This is a genomic window from Limnothrix sp. FACHB-1083 (assembly GCF_014696485.1).
GTDB lineage: Bacteria > Cyanobacteriota > Cyanobacteriia > CACIAM-69d > CACIAM-69d > CACIAM-69d.
In genome coordinates, this window is sequence record NZ_JACJQD010000004.1 from 323,134 (window position 1) to 344,237 (window position 21,104).

A 21,104-nucleotide genomic window follows, 5' to 3' on the forward strand; every position below is an offset into this window, starting at 1 on the left:
GATCGCCCCCAACATGCCCTGTGATTGGGTTTTGGATCCTTGACCGGAGGCTCAATGCCGCCCTAATCCCAACGGGAGGGCGACAGGGCCTCAAACAGGTTGTTGATCGCCAATGGGTCCAACGTGGGGCGATCGGGATGGGCCTCGGGGGGCAACACGGGCGCAACAATCACCGCCTTGCGGCTTTCGCGGTGGGTTGCCAACTCCATCACCACCGCCTCAATGCTCAGTTCCGCCACCAGGGCCGGCACGGTCAGGGTGACACGGGTTTCCAATTCCCCCAGGCCATTGGGGGGCAACTCCAACAGCCAGCGCGGTGGTTCCAAGATTTGGCGCGTTTGTCGATCGCTCGTCCAAACCTTAATGCAGAGTCGTGAGGGCACCTCCGTCACTCGCAACCGCAAGGTGGCCGTGGTTTCCGCCACCAGAGGATGGGTCAACAGCTCGATCGTGGGCTGTGGAATCGGCATCGTGGGCGGCAAGGTGGCATCGGCGGGCGGCGGCGGTGGTGGGCTGGCTTGGGCAGACCAACCATTGGATCCGTTTTGCAGCGGCAACAGGTCATCCACCAGCACTTCACCGGCCGTCCAGTCCGCATCGGGATCCGGTGGCTCCGGGGCGGGCGCAACCCCCTCTCCTCGGGCCCGCATCCAGGCCCGTAAATCTTGGTCATCGGCCAGGGCCGTGAGCCTTGACCAGAACCGGTGACCCTTGGGCAGCGCATCAAAAGGTGAAGGCTCACTGGGTAAGGGGTCGATTGCCCAAGGGGCCGGGCCGTTGGCGGTGGGAATCGGCGCAGCGGGGGGCAACCCTTGCAAAATGGCAGCTTCTGGCAACTCAACACCGGCGATCGGGGCGGGGGCAATCTCGGGCATGGACGGCGCGGAGTCCATGGACGGCGACATCGATGGCAACATGGGCGCTTTCGCCGGTTGCACAAAGTTCAGCAGCTTCAGATCCAAGCTCTTTTTGGCGGGGGCTTGGGAATTGGGCCGAAACGGCAGGGATTCGTGCGGCAATGCGGCCGGGGCCCGATCGTTCTCTGTGCAATCCTCTGGGCGAAAATCCGGCTCGATCGCCCGCAACAGGGCATCGGCATCGGCGGCCACCGCGAAGGCCTGGCTGGTAAGGGGTTCGGCGCTGGGCAAACTGTGGGGATACAAAGCCAGCTCGCCCAGCATCAAAAAGGTGCTGGCTTCCAGGGGCAATTCCACGGTGCAGGTGAACTGACCCGGCAAGGGGCGATCGCTTGGCCGGCTCCAGCGCGACCCGGCGATCGGCTGGCGCAACCGCACCAACACCCGCTGACTGTTGGGATCGCGCAGGGTTACCCGCCATTCCAAGGTGGGCGGCAGTTGAGCCAGCATGGGAGCCTTGGTTGGTTCGGCCCAATCCAAGCTGCCTTGCAACACCAACTGATCGCCCCAAGCGGTGATGTAGGTGGTGCGATCGAGCCGTAAGTGCAAGGGAGGAAGCTGGCTGGCGGCCACCAGTGGGTCGATCGCTTCCATGGGATCCGGTTCCGCCGGTTCCACCATTTGCTGCAACAGGCGATCGGCAATGCGCAACAGGCGATCGTCTTCCACCTGAATCAACCGCTCGATCGGGGGCGTGAAGGGTTCCGTGGGCGGTAAGGCCGGCAGAGGAATCGATGGGGGCTTGGCCGAGGCTGGCTCTGGGGTAATTTCTGGAGCAACTTCTGAAGCGATTCCTGAAGCGATTCCTGAAGCGATTTCTGAAGCAATAGGCTCTAGCTCCGTGGCCTGGGGAATTTGCGGGGCGATCGAATCGGCCAGCTCGTTCGCTGCGTTCGCTTCCGCCACTAGCTCCGGCATGACCTCTTCAACGGCCCCCTCAGCACCATTCGCGCCATGGGACGGGGAGAATTCATCGGGCGATCGGCTCACCACTTCCGACCCGTTGGATTCCTGGGCCAGTGCATCAGCCGTCGGTTGCGGTTCCACATCCACCCAATCTTCCGCCTCCACGGCCAACACTTGCAGCGTCACCGCATAGCGCCAGGCGGGCCCCGTGGTTGTTGGATCCGCCTCCTCGCCCACCGATTGCCGACAGCTAAATTCCCAAAGCCCCGGCCGCAACACCGTGAACGGAATCACCACCACCAGCCCATTGACATTGGTTTGGGCCGATCGGGACTGGGTGCGTTGGCTAGTGCCCCCGATCGCCCCATCCGGCTGGTAGCCCACACGAATTTCCACTGCCGCATCGGGATAGCTCGATCGGGCAATCAGGCGATAGCGTCCTTCCAAAACTTCGACGCTGGGCGACTCCAGTGGCAACCAAGCCCGATCGCCCTCCTTTTGCAGCAAAAACTCGCAATACTCCATCGACAACGTGCCCCGCAGGGTGAAGATTTAGCGGCGCGCGCAACGCCCAAAGCCAGCACCGTTGACTGGAATTCCTGAATTCAACCCCAAGGTTAAATCCCCGGCCCATCCACAACGGCGCTCAGCGGAAAAAGTGCCCCTATCCTACTCCATTAACCAGGGAACCCTGGGCCACTCCGGGGCATTCTGTCCGTATGGCAATTGACGGAGCAAAGGGGTCTAACTCTCTACAATTCAAAGCTTCTCAGCCGGTGATCCGGGTTCAGGTGTTTTGCCAATAATCTAAGCTCCTTTAAGCTCCTTTTCAGACATTCTCTGAAATTTCTGTTGAGATTTCCCTGCGATTCCTATGACATTTATCGATAAATTACACCGGGCGGCCCAATCGCGCGGGAGTTTGCTGTGCCTCAGTTTGGATCCGAGTTCTGACTTTTTGGAAGCGGCTGTGGCCGACATTGCGGCCGGAGTCGATCGCCCCCTGACGGCCTTGGGAGACTGGCTGCGAACGATGGTGGCCCAAACGGCGGATTTGGTTTGTGCCTATAAGGTGGCGATCGATCCCTATTTGCTATTTGGGGCGGCGGGCTTGGCCCTATTAGAAGACCTGTTGCGGCACACGATTCCGGCAGAATTGCCCGTCATTTTGGATGCCAAACATGCGGACTGGATCAACAGCGGCCTGTTTGCCCGCACAGCGTTCGATCGCTGGCAGGTGGATGCCGTAACGATCGTGCCCTTTTCGGGCCAAGACCACGCCGCGCCCTTTTTGCTCCAAGCCGATCGCGCCCTGTTTGCCCTGTGTTACACCGAAAACCCCTCCGCCCGCGTTTTGCAAGACCCGGCCCCCGAGGCCGAACCCCGCTACCTCAGCTTGGCCCGCGAGGTGCAAACCTGGGGCATTCCCAGCCAAATGGGCTTGGAACTGGAAGCGGCGGATCCGGAAATCTTGCGGCGGCTGCGGGCGGTGGCTCCAGAAGCGCCCATTCTGTTGCGGGGGGCTTGGTCAGGGGCGGGGCTGGCAACGGTGGACTACAGCCAAGACCTGGACGCGGCCACGGGCGATCGACTGGATGCCAATCTGCGCCAAACCCTGCAAGCGGGCCTGGCGGCCGATGGTGATGGATTGATTGTGCTGGTGCCTCGGGCGGCCCTCAGCCACCCGGAACCCCGTCGCCAAATTACGCAACTGCGCGATCGACTCACCCAAGCTCAGACGGCCGTTTGCGGGCCGATCGCGGAAGCCTGCCCCCTTTGGTTGCCCGCTCCCGCCAGCACCAACACCAGCGCCCATCCCCACGCGGAATTGATTGTGCAGCTCTTCGACTTGGGTTGCATTTTGTTTGGTGATTATGTGCAGGCCTCCGGGGCCACCTTTCCCTATTACGTGGACTTGCGGCAAATCATCTCGAATCCCCAAGTCTTTCACAAAATTCTGTTGGCCTATGCCGATCGGGTGGCTCCCCTAACGTTCGATCGCCTGGCCGGCATTCCCTACGGCTCCTTGCCCACGGCCACCGGCTTGGCCTTGCACCTGAACCGCCCCATGATTTTTCCGCGCAAGGAAGTGAAGGCCCACGGCACTCAGCGGGTGGTGGAAGGAAACTTCACCCCTGGCGAAACGGCGGTGGTGGTGGATGACATTTTGATTTCCGGTAAAAGTGCGATCGAAGGAATTGGCAAGTTGGAATCGGTGGGGCTGCGGGTCACTGATTTGGTGGTGTTCATTGACCACAACACGGGGGCCAAGGAACGCTTGGCCGCCAAAGGCTATCGATCGCACGCGGTGCTCACCCTTGGCGAAATTGCCGACACCCTATTTGCAGCAAACAAAATTGCTGAACCCCAATACACCGCCCTCAAGGCGATCGACCATGCTTAGCGCAGGGGATGCGGGTTGGCATTCGACCAGGCTGAAATTGCATAAACTGGCGCAAGTTTATCGACGGATGATGAGTCGATTGATTCTGAGATTTTTGAGCGATGGCCGACTTTACTGCTCTGCCGGAATTTCCTGCTCGATCACCCGCGCCGCCGTCGGGTGCTGCCTTTGGCACAGCCCAGGTCTATCAAACCCAAGCCCGATCGCTGCTGATGCCCGCTTCTGGCTTCATCGGAGCCTACGACTTTACGCTCAATCCCTACCAAGGCTGTCAGTACGCTTGCACCTACTGCTATGCGGCAGCTTTTAGCCCCACGGCTCGGTGGCGGGATGATTGGGGCAATTGGGTGGTGGTTAAAACCAACGCCGTGGCAGTGCTGGAAAAAGAGCTAGAACGCTGGTTTCGGCATCACGACCAACCGCCCAGCATCTATATGAGTACTAGCACTGATCCCTACCAGCCGATCGAGGCAAAAACCCAACTCACACGGGCCCTATTAGCAACCCTGCTTCCCTATCAACCGACACTCGTGATCCAAACTCGCAGCCCGGCGATCGTGCGTGATCTCGATCTGTTGCAGCGGTTCCAGCGGTTGCGAATCAACATGAGTATTCCCACCGGTTCCGAGACCGTGCGGCGGGTGTTTGAGGAGCGATCGCCCAGCATTAATTCTCGGTTTCAGGCGTTGCAGCGTTTTCGCTATGGCATTGCCCTATCACCTGATCACGACGTTTATATTCCCAAACTATCCGTCACCCTCACACCGCTGTTGCCCACGGAGCCGGCCGATTTGCCCAGATTGGTGCAGCGGTTGGCCATTGCCGATCGGGTGGTGTTGCAACCATTCCATCCCGATCGGGGCAATCGGATGCGCCAGGCTTCTACCCGCCCCATCGCTACAGCCCTAAAACAGCGCTTTGCTTGGTGGTACGACTGTGAAGAAAAACATTATGAGCTGCTTAAAAATGATATTTTACGCTTAATTGCTGAAGGGCAATATGATCTAGAGCTTTGTGAACGTCAAGCGGGATTTGGCTATGATTGAAGTCCTGCGGCAATGGTGGAGCGATCGTCAATTGGCGGCGGCCCTCCAGCGGCGAGATTTTCGCCAGGTGCGACTGCTAATTGCACAACGGCAACAGCGCGGTTCAGTTCAGTCACCTTTGGCGCGGCTTTGTGTAGACTTTCTGCAACAGGAGCAGGATTTACGCGAAACGCGATCGCAGCTCAAAACCCTACAACAGGCCCAACGCGCCGCCGCCCAAACTTCCCCCTATTGCGAGCCAAATCCCGATTGCTGCCAAGACCTAAAACAACAACTGAAGCTACGGGCGATCGACCAGGGATTGTGGCAAACCACCGGGCTGCCGGAGGCGGTGTTTCACCCTCTGGAGATCATCCTAACGAAACACCTTGAGCAACGACTTCCTTCCCGGAAGACATCGGCTCAAAAGCAGGCTCTCAGGGATGCTTTAGGAGATTTACGATTGCTAAAAGGTGGAGCAAGTCCCACGTACTGCTTCCAATATTCTGCGGAAGCTTATTTATTAGAATATTTTCTAGAAAATACCCTCTGTCTCTTTATTAGTTGGCTACTGATTTATGAACGTCGACAATTACCAAGACAACCTCGAATTCTGGACTTAGCGGCGGGGCCAGGAACAACGCTGTTTGGGCTGTTGTTGTTGCGGGAATTGCTTGATCCAGGGGTACGATCGCCCGATCAGGTCTTGAACTATTGCTCTGTTGACTGTCAATCTGCCTTTCAAGATATTGGGCATCAACTGCTGAGGCAATGGTCTCTGGCAATGGGAATTAGTAACCAAAGTTATATCCAATTCAAAACGCTCAACCTTCAGGAAGATTCCCGATCACAGTTGCCACAGAAATTTTTTGATTGGATCACAATCGCCCATTGCTTCCCCTGGGATTCCGTGGAGCGTGCAATTTTTCTACAACAATATCAGCGCATCATTAGCCATGGCTTGAGCGATGCGGGCTATGTGTTATTCGTGATTCAAGATAAAAAGTTTCGATCCTTTCAAGGACTCAATGATCGATCGCTGACGGATACCCAAGAAAAAGCTGCCGTCATCACGTTTTTGCGAATGCTGAATCTTGATTTGGAGTGGTATTGCTATCTCAATTCCACCGGTCAGCGATCTCCCTTAGGCAAACAAGAGTTCAAACAATTTGCGATTAAAAATTTGCCTCCGCAGTCTAGGATTAGTCGTCTACGGCGGGATTATGCCGGTGCAACCTTTGATCTGAATTACGGCCTGGATGATTATGTGATTGTGGCGCGGCCGGTGCGGAACCGGTGACGGCTTCCCCAACTGGCATGAAATGATGATTGCCGAAGCGGGGGGATTTTGCTATGATATCTGGGCTTAAGCGGATATGGCGGAATTGGTAGACGCGCTAGATTTAGGTTCTAGTGCCGCAAGGCGTGTAGGTTCAAGTCCTATTATCCGCATGGGTTCAGCGCAGCATGTTGCGAATTGAACGGTTAACTAAATCCTATGACGATCGCCCGGTATTGCGAGGACTGAGTTTGTCCTTGCGACCGGGCGAAATTTATGGGCTGCTGGGCCCCAACGGTGCGGGCAAAAGCACGACGATTAATATCCTGGGTCGCCTGTTGGTGGCTGATGGGGGTGAGTTGTGGTTGGGCGATCGCCCCTTGGCCCAGGCTCCCCGCCACTGGTTGGGAATTGCCCCCCAGGACAACTTGCTCTACAAAAGCCTGACCTGTGCTGAGAATTTAGATTTTTTTGCCAGTTTGTATGGTTTGCGGCAATCGGAACGGCGATCGCGTTTGGCTCAGTGCTTGGCTTGGGTGGGCTTAACCGATCGCGCCGATAGTCCCGTGGAAACCCTCAGCGGCGGGATGCAGCGGCGGTTGAACGTGGCGATCGCCCTGGTGCATCGGCCCAAGTTGGTGATTTTGGATGAACCCACAGCGGGTTTGGATTTGGAAGCCCGTTATGACCTGTGGGCCATGATTCGGGATCTGAAAAAGCAGGGTTTGACGGTGTTGCTGACCACCCATTTGCTGGAGGAGGCGGAGCGCCTGTGCGATCGAATTGGAATTTTGAGTCAGGGGGCGATCGCGCTGGAGGGAACTTTGGCGGAACTGCGGTCGACCATTCCCGCCGCTGAGTTGGTGCGGGTAACGACGGCCGATCGCGCCGGGACGATTGAACGGGTGGAGCAACTGGGCTGGCCTTGGCGGGAAGCTGGGGGAGAGCTGGTGTTGTGGTTGCCGGAGTCCCTCAGTTTGCCGGAGTTGCTGGAGCGGCTGGCGGGCCTGCCGATCGATGGCTTGGCCCGTCAGCCCGTGGGTCTGGAGGCGGTGTATTTGGAAATCACGCGCCGTAGCCTGGCGGTTGGGGCGCGATCCAACTCGGCTTGATTAATCTGCCTGATCAACCTGCCCGATCTCGATCAGTTGACTGACTCACCATAACCGGCTCACCCGCCCGATCGATGGGTTTGATCCACTTGCAGGCCGATTAACCTTGGGTGAGCCGCTCCAGGGTGGGCACAAAGTCCGGATAGGAAATGGCCGCCGCCTCTGCCCGATCGATGGTGGTGGTTCCTTGGGCCACCAACGCCGCGATCGCCAGACTCATGGCAATTCGATGATCCGTGTGGCTGTCCACATCGGCCCCCCGCAGTTGCACCGGGCCGGTAATTTCCAGCCCATCCGGCTGTTCCGTCACCTGGGCCCCCATTTTTTGCAGGGCCGCCGCCATCACCGCCAGGCGATCGCTCTCCTTCACGCGCAACTCTTCCGCATCGCGAATCACGGTTTTGCCTTGGGCCACGGTTGCCGCCACGGCCAAAATGGGGATTTCATCGACCAACCGAGGAATCAGGGCCCCGCTAATTTCGCAACCGTTGAGGGGGCCATAGCGCACCCGCAAATCTGCCACCGGTTCGCCCGCCGCGTCGCGCTCGTTTTCGAGGGTGATGTTGGCTCCCATTTGGTGCAGCACGTCGAGGATACCGGTGCGGGTGGGGTTAATGCCCACGTTCTCGATCGTCAGGTCAGAGCCGGGCACGATCGCCGCTGCCACCAGCCAAAAGGCCGCTGAACTGATATCCCCGGGCACGATTACCCGCTGGCCATGGAGCTTGGCCGGGCCGACCACCGTGGCGCTGATGGTGTCCGGATCCACGATCACCTCTGCCCCAAACGCCCGCAACATTCGCTCGCTGTGGTCGCGCGACAGGGCCGGTTCACTGACGGTGGTTTGTCCTTCGGTCATCAACCCTGCCAGCAAAATGCAGGATTTCACCTGGGCTGAGGCGATCGGGGATTGGTAATGAATGGGCTGGAGGGCCTGACCCCGCACGGCCAGGGGCGCGAGGGTGTTGTCACGGCGGCCCCAAATTTGTGCCCCCATCAGGGTCAAGGGCTTCACGACCCGACCCATGGGCCGCGATCGCAGGGAGTCATCGCCCGTAATTGTAAAGAAGCGATCGGGATGGGAAGCCAAAATGCCCAACATCAGCCGCAGGGTCGTGCCCGAGTTGCCCGCATCCAACACCCCGATCGGCTCCTGCAGATTGCCGATGCCAATGCCGCGCACGGTTACCCGATCGGTGTTCAGCTCGCTGATTTCGGCTCCCAAGGCTCGGAAGCAAGCGGCGGTACTGCGGGGATCTTCGCCTAACAGCAGGCCCTCAATGGTTGTTTCCCCTTCCGCCAAGGCCCCGAGCATCAGGGCCCGGTGGGAAATGGACTTGTCGCCGGGGATCCGCACGCGACCCACGAGGGGGCAGCCCTCGGCAGTGGGAGAAAGGATCAGCCGTTGGCGGGCGTTTACAAATTCGGATGTTACGATCGGGTGGAGCATCGGAAGATCGACAGGGTTCGGACTCGCGATCGCGCCGGGAGAATTGCCACAGGCAGAATTGCCCTAGGCAGTGATTGGCTTACCGGGCCCTAAGGGCTTGGCAAACCCATCGCCCAGGCTCGCCCGACAATCCTATCGCTTTCCGGGTTTTGCGCGTGATGCTTCTCCTGAGCCAACAAGGCTGCAACCTATGTCGCCGATTCGTCACCGCCGTCCGATTAGCCTGTCGCTGTTGTCGTTAGATTTACCAACGGCCGCCTCGATCGAAACTTCCGCCACGATTTACGAAAATGAGCGCGATCGCTTCCATATTCTGCTGGCGGAACCGGCAGTGAAGGCGATCGAGCCGGTGCTGATGCCCGGTTATGCGGCCAATGCGGAACCCCAGGGCGATCGCAGCTTGTGGTTGGAACTTTCCCCCCAGCGGGCTGTGTTAACCATGCAAAGCGCCAGCGGCTTCCACTACCGCCACCTGTGGGAGCGGGGGGTCTATGGCATCAGTCGCTATTGGCTCCAGGAAGCCACAGACCAGGGCTACGAACAAATTCGCCTCCGCAACTTCACCCGCAGCCTCACTCTGTCGGGCCGGCCGGTTCCCGATTGGGTGCGTTTGGAATATGAGCTTTGGGCCCAGAATTTGCCTCTAGGTCGCTATGTGTTGAACCTAGAGGTGTTTTAGGCATCTCAATTTGAGGCCTCAAACCCCCAGAAACCGTGCCAAATCTCAGCGGACAGGGGGCTTGAGAGCCTGTCGTCAAATCACCTGAAACCCTGATTCCACCGTTGGCAGATCGTGGGAGGCAAGATGCTCAAGCCCCTTGTCCTGACGGCTGGAACGAGGCAAGGGGCTTAAGCCCCTTGTCCTGACCTGACGACTGGGACATGGGGAATCAATGTTCCCGCGACCTTTGAGGTTTAAGCGGCTTTAGCGGCTTCGTAGCGCTGGTTAATTACCGGCCAGTTCACCACATTCCACCACTGCTGGAGATACTGATCGCGTCGGTTGCGATAGTTCAAGTAGTAGGCATGTTCCCAAACGTCATTGCCGAGCAGGGGAATTTGACCCTCCATTCGCGGGCTGTCCTGGTTGGCGGTGCTGGTGACGGTGAGTTTTCCTTGGCGATCGAGCACTAGCCAAGCCCAGCCACTGCCAAAGCGCTTGGCTCCCGCTTGGTTGAACGCGGTTTGCAGGGCTTCAAAGCTGCCAAAGGTGTCTGTAATTGCCCGGGCGATCGCCCCAGTGGGTTGGCCGCCCGCGTTGGGGCCCATGCTTTCCCAAAACAGGCTGTGGTTGTCGTGGCCGCCGCCATTGTTGCGAACGGCGGCGCGAATGTCGGCGGGCAGCGCGTCGAGATTGCTGATCAGATCTTCAATTGAGCGCTTGTGCAGTTCGGGGTAAGGTGCGATCGCGGTATTCAGGTTTTTGACGTAGGCGGCGTGGTGCTTGTCGTGGTGAAACTCCATGGTTTCCCGATCGATCGTTGGTTGCAGTGCGTCGTAGGCGTAGGGTAAGGGCGGTACTTTGAAAATTTCGGGTACGGTCGGGGTGGTTTGGGCGATTGGAGCGGCGATCGCCCCATCTTGTCCCCACAGCAACCAGTCCGCCAGGGTGAAGCCCGCAGCCGCAGCCAAGGATTGCCGAATTAGCGCACGACGAGAGAGAGCCATAGGTAAAACCCTCGAATTGTTTTTTCTGATTTTTTGAGGCCGGTTTGAATTGGGTCGCCTGCCCTAGTAGCGTGGCTGCCTTAATTTGCTGGGTTAAATTACATGGCTGTTATCGCCACCAAATCGTTAGGCAGCAAGGGGCTTAAGCCCCTTGTTACCACGACTGACTCCGCAACTTGACCCAACGAATTAAGGCTGTCGTGCGACTAAGCCGGGAAGATCCGCAGGCGGCGGTTGGGTTCCTCGCCAAAGCTAGTGGAGGTGAGTTTGTAATGCTCGATTAGCTCGTGCTGCATTTTGCGCACATGGGCCGATCGCGGCAACAACTCCACCGGTTGCCCCTTGGGAATCACAATGTTTTCCACCGCCAGCCGCGCTTCTTCGAGGGCTTCCAGCTCGTCATCGCTGGCATTGTCCGCAAACAACCGCAGATCCACCGGTTCCACCTCACCGCCCTCGTCGTCCAGCTTCAGAATCCGGCGCAGGGTGCGGGCAATGTGGGCCGTGCTGTTGGACTTCAGGATATAGATCGGCAGTTGGCGGGTTTTGGCCAGGTGGCGCAACTTGGTGTGATTTTTCAAGTGGGTGCGCAACGCCAGCACCGCATCGGCCGTGTCCAGCTCCTTGGTCAAAACCACTGGCAAATTCAGCAACCGAATCGCCTGCTCCAACTGGTGGCGGCTGACGGCGTAGGGGTAGACGTAGAGATAGCCGTTTTGCTTCAGGTCGTCCGTTTCATCGATCGCCCGGGGGCTGTAGTCGGTGCGATCGAGCAGTTGGGCGAATTCCTCATGGGGCGTGGCGGCTCCCAGGGGCACAACGGCCCGGCGACTGGGCGGCACAGGGGTCATTTGCCCGCTCGATCGCCAGCCGCGATCGCCCTTGCTGGGGCCGCCGTTGCGGCCCGCTGGGGCCAGGGAGCGATCGGTGCCCGCCGTCTCGGCTTCCGGCAGCTCGTGGGTAATCGTCACCTGGCCTGTTTCACTGATGGTGCGCACCTGCCGCTCGGGAATCCGCCCACGCAACAGGGAATCCACCGTGGTGGCCACATCCTCATGCACCACCCAGCGGCTGCGCTCCTGCATTTCCACCGCCACCTCAAAGGTGGGCGGGGCCTTGCGTTCCAGGACGGTTTTTTGGGAGCCGCGCCGCCGGGCCTCTTCGTCGCCCAAGGTGACGGATTGAATCCCGCCGACCAAATCCGAGAGAGTTGGGTTTTTGATCAAGTTCGCCAACTGGTTACCGTGGGCCGTGCCCACCAGTTGCACGCCACGCTCGGCGATCGTCCGAGCTGCCAAGGCTTCTAGCTCCGTGCCGATTTCGTCGATCACGATCACCTGCGGCATGTGGTTTTCCACCGCTTCGATCATCACCTTGTGTTGCAATTCCGGTTCGGCCACCTGCATTCGTCGGGCCCGCCCGATCGCCGGGTGCGGCACATCCCCATCGCCCGCAATTTCGTTGGAGGTGTCGATAATCACCACCCGCTTCTGGAGTTCATCGGCCAGTACGCGGGCAATTTCCCGCAGGGCCGTGGTTTTGCCCACGCCGGGCCGCCCCAACATCAAAATCGACTTGCCACTTTCCACCAGGTCGCGAATCGTGGCGATCGTCCCGAACACGGCTCGCCCCACGCGACAGGTGAGGCCAATCACGTCGCCCCGGCGGTTGCGGATGGCGCTGATCCGGTGCAGGGTTTGTTCGATGCCCGCCCGGTTGTCGCCGCCAAAATGCCCAACCCGAGCGGTGGCATAGTCCAAATCGTCGCGGGTGACGGGTTTGTCGCTGAGGCTTTCGGTGCGGGCACCGGGGAACCGGGCCTCGGGCAACCGCCCAAAGTCCATCACCACCTCCACCAACTGATTCAAATCCGTATGATTTTCTAAAACTTTCCGCAGGTGAGGCGGCAAAATACCCAGAAGTTGGCTCAGGTCATCGGTGCTGCGAGTGCGACCCAGATCGATCGCTTCGCTACCCACAGCCGGTGCGCCAGCGGAATCAGCCATTGCTGCCAAGTCAGTTCCTTCCTTAACTTGTTGGGCGGTTTGCAAAGTCACGGGACGATCGCCAGTATCGGGAAACATCACCATAAGAGCTAATTAACAGCAAGAGGGCGCGGCAAGTTGGACTCGGAGCAAAGCAGCGCTACAAACCTAGCCACGGGCTAAGGCGGCAGCGCTGCCAGCGGAATCGGAGCATGGGGAGCTTTGAGCGGAGCGAGCAACGGTTGCGCCAAGGTCAGCGCCTCGGCCAGTAATTCCGGTTGGGTTTCGATCGGCACGGCTTGGCCCGCTGCCAGTTCCAGGGCCTCGAGCCGATCGGTCACGGGTTTCAGGTGCGATCGGGCATAGCTGCCATAGGCCACGCCGGCCAGGCGATCGGGCCCCAACAGATCTAAATCTCGCAGCTTGGGCACGGTGCGATCGTTCGTGCCCCCGGCCAACTGCACAAAACCGGGTAAGCCCAATTGCAAAACTTTCTGACCCAGGGCGATCGCCGCGCGCGTGGCCCCTGCGCCAATGTCGCCACTCATGGGCCGCCCGTCCGTTTGCCAAATCAGGGCGCAACCGGCCGCTCGCAAGCCGGGTGCCATCAAGTCGTAGAGCGATCGCAAGTAATCTGCCAAATTCGGGCCATCGGGACAACTGACCGCCACCAACTGCAACCGATCGAGGTGGGGTTCCACCGATCGCCACAGCCGCGCAAAATCATCATAGCGACCCGGAACCGTGTGGATCTCGATCGCCTCCACGCCCAAGGGCAACACCAGCGAGGCGATCGCGCTGGGGGTGGATACGTACGATCGGGCCCCAATCAAATCCAGCGGGCAAATATGCAAACAGCGGCCGCAGCCGTAGCAAAGGCTTTCGGTTACGCCGTCCGGGTCGATCGCCCCCGTTGGACAAACCCGCTCGCAGGGCCGAGAACAATCACTAGGGCACTGAGTTGGGTTAAACTGGGCTTTGCGAAAGTGGGGGTCTTCACCATCGTTCAGGCTAACCATTAGCCAGGGCGATCGACCCGATCGGGACTGGACAACCTCCAAGCCTGATCGTGCTGCCGCAATCACCGCCGGATCAGCAGCCACATCCACACAGTCAGCCCCCGCTAGCCCATAGACCAGGGCCAGAGTCCGGATGGCCGGCAAATGCTGGAAACTCGCGCCACAAATCAGCTTGAACCAGCACCCCGACTGCAATGAAACCAGCGGCGAAGGAAAAACACTCACCCTTCCATGCTACGCCCCCCCCGCCAACTTTGCGATCACTCGATATTCCCCGCCTGGAGCACCTCCTCTGCCAGATCTAGCACCTGCTGCGTCCAGGTAGGTCTCTAGGTATTAGTCCGCCTGCGATCGCAGTTCATGGTCGGGGAAAGGTCTCCGAGCAGGGCGAGCGCTTCGAGAAGATCATCGAGATTTTTTTGCTTGCGGCTAACTCTGCGTAGTACAATCAGACCAGCGCTGGCGTGATCGGCCAAAATATCGCTGGGCAGCTCGGCAATGCCGGCACCCAGAGGAGCACCATGATCGCGCCAGCAGCCACAAAAACCAAGTAAAATATCGCACCGCTGCTTAGCCACAACAACAGGTGTTGTCTTGTGAATAATGGAATTAGCAGCTCGGCGAGACCCTGACGGCTACGTGGGGCCACATCAACGTAAATCCAAAACAACAAAAATAAGTCGCTTATATTGTGCAGTTTAAGCAAATCGAACTGCAACTTCAACCAAAAAATTCAAACTTCAATACATCCGAACATGTCTTTAATTAAGAGAGTAGGTGGCGAGCAGATTAATACTATCGTTCATGTGGGTGCTCATTATGGAGAAGAAGTTTATCTATACGAGCAATTGAAACCCCAAAACGTTATCTGGATAGAGGCAGACTCGTCCCTGTGCGAAGTACTTGAACATCACATCCAGAGCGTCAATCCCCAATCAAAACAGATCTGCGTCAATGCACTGGTATCAAATAGGGATAATCAGGAGATCCCTTTCTATCGCTTCAATAATGAGGGGGCCAGTAGTTCAATGCACCGTTCCACCTCTCTTCTACGAGAGACATGGGAGGGACTTAGCGAGTCTGGAGACGTTATTAGAATGTCGACCCTGACGCTCTCGACCATCCTAAAAGGACTGAATCTGCATCCTGAGCAGATTGACGTAATTGTAATTGATATTCAAGGCTCCGAATTACTATGCCTTGAAGGAATGGGAGATTATGGAGACCATGTAAAATGGATAGAAGTGGAGTGCTCTCAAGAAAGGATATACGAGGGTGGTTCCCTTTTTCCAGATGTCGATCAACACTTACGAAAGAAGGGGTTTAGAAGAGTTTCGGGAATTCCTTGGCATGGCAATTGCATCTACGAACGAGTTGGCTACAAGGAGCTGCAAGGAAACATTGGCATTGGTACAGACAGCCCTAGAATACTAGCAAACCTCAGGCCTCTCATTCATGAGTCCTACAGATCGCAATGTGGCCAAGATTACTGGATCCACAAGAAGTACTTTAGCAACAAGCCGAATGGCTTCTTTGTTGATGTCGGTGCAAACAACGGCGTTGAGCTTTCATCAACATATTTCTTTGAAAAATTCATGGGATGGAAAGGCATCTGCATAGAACCTAACCCCGCTTGCTTTCCTTACCTGTACAGCAGTAGGTCGTGCCTTGTAATTCCATGTGCAATTGCAGACTCATTGGGCGTAGCAGAGTTTCAGCAAGTCACAGGGGGCCTCAACACGCTATCGTCACTCAAAGACCATTGTGACCCAAGGCACGCGAGACGGGTTCAGGAGGAGCTTGAAGGAACGGGGCAAATGCTGCAAACCATTAAGGTGCTGCAAGTGCCGCTCTCAGAGATCCTACGCAGCCTTGGTGTGACGAGGGTTGACTTTCTAAAGATAGATGTTGAAGGTGCCGAGTTGGCTGTCCTCAAGTCTATCGACTGGTCGTCAGTTTCCATATCCATCATTGAAGTAGAGGATAATTACGGCGACTCAGGGCTTCATAGTTACCTGAGAGATAAAGACTATGTACTAGATTCCGTGTTTGACTCATTCGTCTACGTGTATGCCCACAAAAGTCGATTCTTCAATCCGTGAGCATCAATTCAAGTGACCTTGAGTTTCTCCGAGAGGATTTCGTAGATAAATCGAAATCTTGTAGGAGGCGGTAGCTGTCTAAGAAGCATCATGACCGTCTCTACGCATTACCTGCAATCAGCTCAGGTGAGAAAGCAGTGGCAGCGTAAGCAGTGTATTCACTTCAAGCGACGAGCTTACATTGATCACGAAATAATCGTCAATCATGGGAAAGATAGTAACTTTTACCGGAGGACTGGGCGCTCAAATTTTGAGCTGCTCAGCTTACTTCTTCCTACAGCAACTGGACGGAATCTGCTATTCCGACATGTCATATTTCAATCTAACACAAGAGTCAGGCAGGATGAGCAGCGGAGTATCTTTGTGGGACTGGGAGCTATCTGAGTTTGGCATTCCTTTATCAACTTTTCGCCCTCATGACGATGTAAGCAATAAAGGGCATCTGGAAGTTTTGGATGATGCAAACATTAAGAAGCTGGAGTTCGCGTACGCGGGACTCCAAACTCCTAGTGTTAGAAATTTATTCCTTATCCCAGACCTCGTCAAAGCAAAATGCAGAGAGCTTCTTGGAGACAAACCATACGCTTGCATACATATTAGACGAGGCGATTATCTGCGCGTTGCTGACTATCTGGTTTCAGATCGATCATTTTCTCTTATCATTCAAGGTCTTTCTCGAGTAATCCCACATATCGTGATCGTTACTGACAGCCCATTAAGCCAAGAGTTTCAAAACTTTCAAGAGAGAAAAGTGGCTGACGTAAATATCACACCGATTGTTGGTGGCAATTCGTTCCTCTCACATGCCATAATGAGAATGTCGTCGATTCTTGTATGCTCCAACAGTCAATACAGCTACACTGCAGCTTGCCTCATGGAAACTGGTTCATTGAGTCTCTTCCCAAAACAATACCTAGGGGAAAGCAGAAGCTCTGAGGAGCTTCATGATTTCTTCGCAGGTCAAAGTGACTTTATGGTCATCAACAACAAGAGCAGTAGAGAGATTTCTCGTGACGAAGTGATAATATTTTAAGATGGAGATGCATAACATTCGCAAATAGCTTTTATTACTTCCTCCGAGAAGGAGTTACACCAGTTGAAAGAATTTTGTCGACATACGTCGATAGACTTTTCAAGTTCATCCTTATACTTGCGAAGTTCTGACAGAGATTCCAAAAAAGATTCTAGAGAAAGCTCTTTTAGTAGAATAAACGTACCGGCAAAGCGCCCCTGAGCTGTCTCATTATCACCGTAGTAAATTGCAGGACGCCTTGCCAAAACGCTGTCAGCCAGCTTTTCAGTGACATATCCTGAGCACACGCAATTTTCGATAACCAGTGAGTAGGAGTATTTTTCAATAGTAGCGATTTTGTCTTGAGCTGACCCGTGAAGTCCTCGGTCAGGAATATATGGCCAGTGGTTTCCGTAAAGATCAATAATCCCCTGGGCAGCGAGATCTAGGTATAAACTGTCTCTTCGAGGCGGTAAACCTCGTTGACTTTTGGCAGGATTCGCAATTGCTACGCCCTTCTGAGAGACTGTGGACATGGAATAATCAGTATTGAGAGGAATACCGTCGGCGATAGGAATGTCGTAGTAAATGACATTCGGTAGACGAATGGCACGATTCCATGTCAAAATCCTGCGCCACCTAGGATGAGCCAAAATGGACAGATCATGAGAATGTGGTGAATAGATTGGCGACTCCATACAAATCAAGATGCAAGGAATGCTTGGAGGCAGTTGCAGAACTTCTTGATAAATCTGAGCATCAATATCGAATACAATAACCACATCAAGCGATTCTAGATTCGCTTGAGATAGTGGTATGAGCCGATGCCCCAACAACTCCAGTCGCAAACGTAGATCTACAGTGCCTGCCAGAAGCCGATAACCAAAGCCAGGGATGTGACTGGTTAAGCCAAAGTATTCTTCCTGTTCACGATAATAGAGTCTTAGTCCTATATTCATGAAATCCAACTAAAATCCAGATTTGGGGGACAATTGGGAATGAAGTGCGTGATTCTTGCAGGTGGATTAGGAACGAGAATTAGCGAAGAAACACATATAAAGCCAAAGCCTATGGTTGAGATAGGGGGCAAGCCAATCCTTTGGCACATCATGAAAATCTACTCGTTTCATGGAGTCCAAGAGTTTATTGTTTGCTGTGGCTACAAAGGCTACATTATAAAGGAATATTTTGCAAATTACGTTCTGCATATGTCGGATGTAACATTCGATATGGAAAAAAATTCCATGGAGGTGCATCAACGTCACGCAGAGCCTTGGCGTGTGACCTTGGTTGATACCGGTGAGCAAACAATGACCGGTGGACGCCTAAAGCGGGTGTCCAGCTACTTGAAAGGAGAGGAGGATTTTTGTTTTACTTATGGCGATGGAGTGGCAGATGTCAATATCTCGGCTCTCATTAGCTTCCATAGGCAACACGAGAAGCTAGCCACCGTGACGGCGGTACAGCCGCCAGGACGCTACGGGTCCCTGGAACAGGAGGGTGACGAGGTTCGTGGGTTCCTTGAAAAACCAAAGGGTGATGGCGGACGAATCAATGGCGGTTTTTTTGTGCTGTCCCCAGCCGTTCTGGACTATATTGAAGGTGACTGCACAAGCTGGGAAAAGGAACCGCTGATGACCCTTGCAACCGAAGGGCAGTTGCGTGCTTTCGATCACCATGGTTTCTGGCTACCAATGGATACACTACGGGATAAAGTCTACTTGGAGAAGCTGTGGAGCGAAAGGCAGGCTCCTTGGAAAGTATGGTGATCAACTCGTCACCTTGGCAAGGTCGCCGCGTTTTGGTGACTGGACACACTGGTTTTAAGGGTTCCTGGTTATGCCTCTGGTTACATTCCCTGGGCGGGGACGTCTACGGGTTGGCTCTAGATCCACCGACACAGCCGAACCTATACAAAACTTTGTTGCTTCACGGGCTTCTTGTAGCGGATGCACGAATCGACATCCGGAATTTTGAAGCGGTGAAGAGGGTGATCATACAGGCTGAGCCAGAAATCATCTTCCACTTGGCGGCTCAATCCCTAGTTCAGACTAGCTATGCCTCACCGATCGAGACTTATGCCACCAACGTGATGGGAACGGCCCATGTGTTAGAGGCGGCGCGGCTAGTTGATTCGGTGCGGGCGATCATCGTGGTTACAACGGATAAGTGCTACGAGAATCAGGAGTGGGTGTATCCCTATCGGGAGAATGATCGCTTGGGGGGATTTGATCCTTACAGCAACAGCAAAGCTTGTGCAGAGTTAGTAGTTTCGGCTTATCGATCGAGCTTTTTGGGGCCACAGGGTATCGCCGTGGCGACGGCTCGGGCTGGAAATGTCATTGGTGGTGGCGACTGGGCGACAGGTCGATTGATTCCTGATTGTGTGCGGGCGTTTCAGGCAGATGAACCACTGAAGTTGCGCTATCCGCAGGCAGTTCGTCCATGGCAGCATGTTTTAGAACCGCTGTCGGGTTATTTGCGCTTAGCAGAGGCATTACTGGGTGATCGTGCTCTGGAGTTCTGTGAAGCCTGGAACTTTGGCCCAGATGCGGTAGATACGGTGACGGTTGGCGAGGTGGCAAAGTTGGCTGCTGAGGTTTGGGGAGGAACAGTTGAGATCGCCAAGATTAATCCGGATTACCATGAAGCAGGATTATTGCAACTGGATTCTAGCAAAGCGCGATCGCGATTGCAGTGGAAACCCCGATGGTCTCTAAATCAAGCAGTAGAGTCCACAGTTTCATGGTATCGTGCGTACTATGACGGGCAAGAGATGCAACAAGTTACGCAGGAACAGATTTTAGAATTTGTTGGTGTTACCCATCGGCAAACTTAAGGATGATAGTGACGAGCGAGTATGACTTCTAGCGAAATTGCCTCTACACAAAGTTCCGCTAGCATTCTTGGCCGCGAACAGCAGCTTCGAGCTCGCGTTCTAGCAGCAGTTGCCGAGTTTTATGAGTTTAAATTTGCAAAGCAACCTTTCCTCCCGGGTCAAACACCAGTTCCTGTGTCGGGAAAAGTTTTCGACGAGTTAGAGCTGCTGAATTTAGTTGACTCTTCCCTTGATTTTTGGCTGACCACTGGGCGCTACGCAGCGCTATTTGAGCAACGATTCGCAGAGTGGATTGGTGTAAAACACTGCTTACTGGTTAACTCAGGGTCATCTGCTAATTTGTTAGCCCTGAGTGCCCTGACTTCAAAGCAATTGGGCGATCGCCGCTTGCAACCTGGGGATGAAGTCATTACGGTAGCTGCGGGATTTCCGACAACAGTAAACCCAATTTTTCAGAACCAGCTCGTTCCTGTCTTTGTTGACATTAGCCTACCTAGCTACAACATAGATGTCACGCAGCTAGAACTGGCCTTGTCTACTCGCACGAAAGCAATTATGGTTGCCCACACCTTGGGTAACCCATTTGATGTCGATGCAGTCTTAGCTTTTGCAGAGAAGCATCAACTTTGGGTCATTGAAGATAACTGCGATGCTGTTGGCAGTCTCTACAAAGGTCGGAAAACCGGCACATTTGGGCATCTATCCACTGTTAGCTTTTATCCTGCTCATCACATAACAATGGGAGAGGGTGGAGCTGTCTTGACAAGTGACTCTCGGCTCAAGAAAATCGTCGAGTCATTTCGGGATTGGGGGCGAGACTGTTGGTGTCCTCCTGGAGTAGACAATACCTGCCGCAAGCGATTTGACTGGCAGTTGGGTGACTTACCGTTTGGTTATGACCATAAATACACTTACTCACACGTTGGCTATAATCTAAAACTGACAGATATGCAGGCTGCAGTTGGTGTTGCTCAGCTAGATAAGTTGCCAGACTTTATCGCAAAACGCCAGCAGAACTTTAGCTTCTTGTATCAACAGTTGAAGAAGCTAGAGGATGTTTTGGTACTGCCAGAATCATCCCAAGATGCTGATCCAAGCTGGTTTGGCTTCCCGCTGTCTGTAAGAGATAACGCACCATTCACTCGCAATGAATTCGTGCAGTATCTGGAGAAGAATTTGATCGGTACTCGGTTACTCTTTGGCGGAAACTTACTCCGACAACCTCTATACCAAGGATTAAATTATCGATTTGTTGGGGAGCTTCAAAATACAGACAAAGTGATGGACAAGACACTATGGCTGGGTACATTCCCGGGGTTGACAAAGGAAGCATTAGAATATGCTGTCGAAAAAATTAAATACTTTACAGCACGTTTATAAAGTTGA

Annotated in this window: 17 protein-coding genes and 1 tRNA gene; 11 read left to right on the forward strand and 7 right to left on the reverse strand. The window is 55.0% G+C overall.

Features of this window, described 5'->3' with window-relative positions:
- Nucleotides 1-62: 62 nt before the first annotated feature.
- Nucleotides 63-2,348 (reverse strand): hypothetical protein, encoded by a 2,286-nt coding sequence (locus H6F46_RS07620; RefSeq protein WP_190354162.1) that lies wholly within the window; start codon nucleotides 2,346-2,348, stop codon nucleotides 63-65.
- A gap of 349 nt (nucleotides 2,349-2,697) precedes the next feature.
- Here H6F46_RS07620 and H6F46_RS07625 point away from each other — a divergent pair, with 349 nt between their 5' ends.
- The 5 genes from H6F46_RS07625 (at nucleotide 2,698) to H6F46_RS07645 (ending at nucleotide 7,643) form a co-directional block, all read left to right on the forward strand.
- Complete coding sequence (locus tag H6F46_RS07625; protein WP_190354163.1) at nucleotides 2,698-4,227, forward strand: phosphoribosyltransferase family protein; 1,530 nt, start codon at nucleotides 2,698-2,700, stop codon at nucleotides 4,225-4,227.
- Between the two features lie 101 nt (nucleotides 4,228-4,328).
- Entirely contained in the window at nucleotides 4,329-5,273 is a 945-nt protein-coding gene (locus tag H6F46_RS07630) for a radical SAM protein (protein WP_199291437.1), read from the forward strand.
- The gene (locus H6F46_RS07635; RefSeq protein WP_190354164.1) at nucleotides 5,266-6,552 is read left to right on the forward strand and encodes a hypothetical protein; all 1,287 of its coding nucleotides are present in this window, start codon (nucleotides 5,266-5,268) and stop codon (nucleotides 6,550-6,552) included. The genes H6F46_RS07630 and H6F46_RS07635 overlap by 8 nt, the downstream gene beginning before the upstream one ends.
- A 70-nt stretch (nucleotides 6,553-6,622) precedes the next feature.
- Nucleotides 6,623-6,704, forward strand: a tRNA-Leu gene (locus tag H6F46_RS07640).
- Nucleotides 6,705-6,719: 15 nt separating this feature from the next.
- On the forward strand, nucleotides 6,720-7,643 hold the full coding sequence (locus H6F46_RS07645) for an ABC transporter ATP-binding protein (protein ID WP_190354165.1): 924 nt from the start codon (nucleotides 6,720-6,722) through the stop codon (nucleotides 7,641-7,643).
- Nucleotides 7,644-7,743: 100 nt separating this feature from the next.
- Here H6F46_RS07645 and aroA read toward each other — a convergent pair whose 3' ends face one another.
- A complete protein-coding gene (gene aroA, locus H6F46_RS07650) occupies nucleotides 7,744-9,093 on the reverse strand; it encodes a 3-phosphoshikimate 1-carboxyvinyltransferase (protein WP_190354166.1) in 1,350 nt (449 codons plus the stop codon).
- Nucleotides 9,094-9,283: 190 nt separating this feature from the next.
- Between aroA and H6F46_RS07655 the strand changes: the two genes are divergently transcribed.
- Nucleotides 9,284-9,772: a hypothetical protein gene (locus tag H6F46_RS07655; protein WP_190354167.1), complete on the forward strand. Its 489-nt coding sequence runs from the start codon at nucleotides 9,284-9,286 to the stop codon at nucleotides 9,770-9,772.
- Between the two features lie 236 nt (nucleotides 9,773-10,008).
- Here the strand turns inward: H6F46_RS07655 and H6F46_RS07660 are convergent, their stop codons facing one another.
- From H6F46_RS07660 to H6F46_RS07675, 4 genes are all read right to left on the reverse strand, one after another.
- Nucleotides 10,009-10,761: a superoxide dismutase gene (locus H6F46_RS07660; RefSeq protein WP_099534651.1), complete on the reverse strand. Its 753-nt coding sequence runs from the start codon at nucleotides 10,759-10,761 to the stop codon at nucleotides 10,009-10,011.
- A gap of 206 nt (nucleotides 10,762-10,967) precedes the next feature.
- On the reverse strand, nucleotides 10,968-12,767 hold the full coding sequence (locus H6F46_RS07665; protein ID WP_190354265.1) for a R3H domain-containing nucleic acid-binding protein: 1,800 nt from the start codon (nucleotides 12,765-12,767) through the stop codon (nucleotides 10,968-10,970).
- A gap of 158 nt (nucleotides 12,768-12,925) precedes the next feature.
- Complete coding sequence (ldpA, locus tag H6F46_RS07670) at nucleotides 12,926-13,990, reverse strand: circadian clock protein LdpA (protein ID WP_190354168.1); 1,065 nt, start codon at nucleotides 13,988-13,990, stop codon at nucleotides 12,926-12,928.
- A 104-nt stretch (nucleotides 13,991-14,094) separates the two neighbouring features.
- Nucleotides 14,095-14,343, reverse strand: coding sequence for a hypothetical protein (locus H6F46_RS07675; protein WP_190354169.1), 249 nt, complete (start codon nucleotides 14,341-14,343; stop codon nucleotides 14,095-14,097).
- Nucleotides 14,344-14,520: 177 nt separating this feature from the next.
- On the opposite strand from H6F46_RS07675, the gene H6F46_RS07680 reads away from it, so the two are divergent.
- Together H6F46_RS07680 and H6F46_RS07685 are read left to right on the forward strand one after the other, a co-directional pair.
- Nucleotides 14,521-15,867 carry an FkbM family methyltransferase gene (locus tag H6F46_RS07680; RefSeq protein WP_190354170.1) on the forward strand — a complete coding sequence of 449 codons (1,347 nt, stop codon included), beginning with the start codon at nucleotides 14,521-14,523 and terminating at the stop codon, nucleotides 15,865-15,867.
- 205 nt (nucleotides 15,868-16,072) lie between these two features.
- Nucleotides 16,073-16,900, forward strand: a complete 828-nt coding sequence (locus H6F46_RS07685; protein WP_190404988.1) for a hypothetical protein — start codon at nucleotides 16,073-16,075, stop codon at nucleotides 16,898-16,900.
- Here H6F46_RS07685 and H6F46_RS07690 read toward each other — a convergent pair.
- Nucleotides 16,897-17,838, reverse strand: coding sequence for a glycosyltransferase family 10 domain-containing protein (locus tag H6F46_RS07690; protein ID WP_190354172.1), 942 nt, complete (start codon nucleotides 17,836-17,838; stop codon nucleotides 16,897-16,899). The two genes, H6F46_RS07685 and H6F46_RS07690, sit on opposite strands and share 4 nt — an antisense overlap.
- 39 nt (nucleotides 17,839-17,877) lie before the next feature.
- Here H6F46_RS07690 and rfbF point away from each other — a divergent pair, with 39 nt between their 5' ends.
- From rfbF to rfbH, 3 genes are read left to right on the forward strand one after another with little or no spacing between them, the layout of a single operon-like run.
- Nucleotides 17,878-18,648, forward strand: a complete 771-nt coding sequence (rfbF, locus tag H6F46_RS07695) for a glucose-1-phosphate cytidylyltransferase (RefSeq protein ID WP_190354173.1) — start codon at nucleotides 17,878-17,880, stop codon at nucleotides 18,646-18,648.
- Nucleotides 18,642-19,718, forward strand: coding sequence for a CDP-glucose 4,6-dehydratase (rfbG, locus tag H6F46_RS07700; RefSeq protein WP_190354174.1), 1,077 nt, complete (start codon nucleotides 18,642-18,644; stop codon nucleotides 19,716-19,718). Before rfbF ends, rfbG begins: the two co-directional genes overlap by 7 nt.
- Nucleotides 19,719-19,739: 21 nt before the next feature.
- Nucleotides 19,740-21,098: a lipopolysaccharide biosynthesis protein RfbH gene (gene rfbH, locus H6F46_RS07705; protein WP_190354175.1), complete on the forward strand. Its 1,359-nt coding sequence runs from the start codon at nucleotides 19,740-19,742 to the stop codon at nucleotides 21,096-21,098.
- Nucleotides 21,099-21,104 lie beyond the last annotated feature (6 nt).

What these genes read in the sequence shown, in the direction of transcription:
- H6F46_RS07620 (WP_190354162.1), bottom strand. Translation starts at nt 2,348, where the DNA reads ATGGAGTATTGCGAGTTTTTGCTGCAAAAGGAGGGCGATCGGGCTTGG.
- H6F46_RS07625 (WP_190354163.1), top strand. Translation starts at nt 2,698, where the DNA reads ATGACATTTATCGATAAATTACACCGGGCGGCCCAATCGCGCGGGAGT.
- H6F46_RS07630 (WP_199291437.1), top strand. Translation starts at nt 4,329, where the DNA reads ATGGCCGACTTTACTGCTCTGCCGGAATTTCCTGCTCGATCACCCGCG.
- H6F46_RS07635 (WP_190354164.1), top strand. Translation starts at nt 5,266, where the DNA reads ATGATTGAAGTCCTGCGGCAATGGTGGAGCGATCGTCAATTGGCGGCG.
- H6F46_RS07645 (WP_190354165.1), top strand. Translation starts at nt 6,720, where the DNA reads ATGTTGCGAATTGAACGGTTAACTAAATCCTATGACGATCGCCCGGTA.
- aroA (WP_190354166.1), bottom strand. Translation starts at nt 9,093, where the DNA reads ATGCTCCACCCGATCGTAACATCCGAATTTGTAAACGCCCGCCAACGG.
- H6F46_RS07655 (WP_190354167.1), top strand. Translation starts at nt 9,284, where the DNA reads ATGTCGCCGATTCGTCACCGCCGTCCGATTAGCCTGTCGCTGTTGTCG.
- H6F46_RS07660 (WP_099534651.1), bottom strand. Translation starts at nt 10,761, where the DNA reads ATGGCTCTCTCTCGTCGTGCGCTAATTCGGCAATCCTTGGCTGCGGCT.
- H6F46_RS07665 (WP_190354265.1), bottom strand. Translation starts at nt 12,767, where the DNA reads ATGGCTGATTCCGCTGGCGCACCGGCTGTGGGTAGCGAAGCGATCGAT.
- H6F46_RS07680 (WP_190354170.1), top strand. Translation starts at nt 14,521, where the DNA reads ATGTCTTTAATTAAGAGAGTAGGTGGCGAGCAGATTAATACTATCGTT.
- H6F46_RS07685 (WP_190404988.1), top strand. Translation starts at nt 16,073, where the DNA reads ATGGGAAAGATAGTAACTTTTACCGGAGGACTGGGCGCTCAAATTTTG.
- H6F46_RS07690 (WP_190354172.1), bottom strand. Translation starts at nt 17,838, where the DNA reads ATGAATATAGGACTAAGACTCTATTATCGTGAACAGGAAGAATACTTT.
- rfbF (WP_190354173.1), top strand. Translation starts at nt 17,878, where the DNA reads ATGAAGTGCGTGATTCTTGCAGGTGGATTAGGAACGAGAATTAGCGAA.
- rfbG (WP_190354174.1), top strand. Translation starts at nt 18,642, where the DNA reads ATGGTGATCAACTCGTCACCTTGGCAAGGTCGCCGCGTTTTGGTGACT.
- rfbH (WP_190354175.1), top strand. Translation starts at nt 19,740, where the DNA reads ATGACTTCTAGCGAAATTGCCTCTACACAAAGTTCCGCTAGCATTCTT.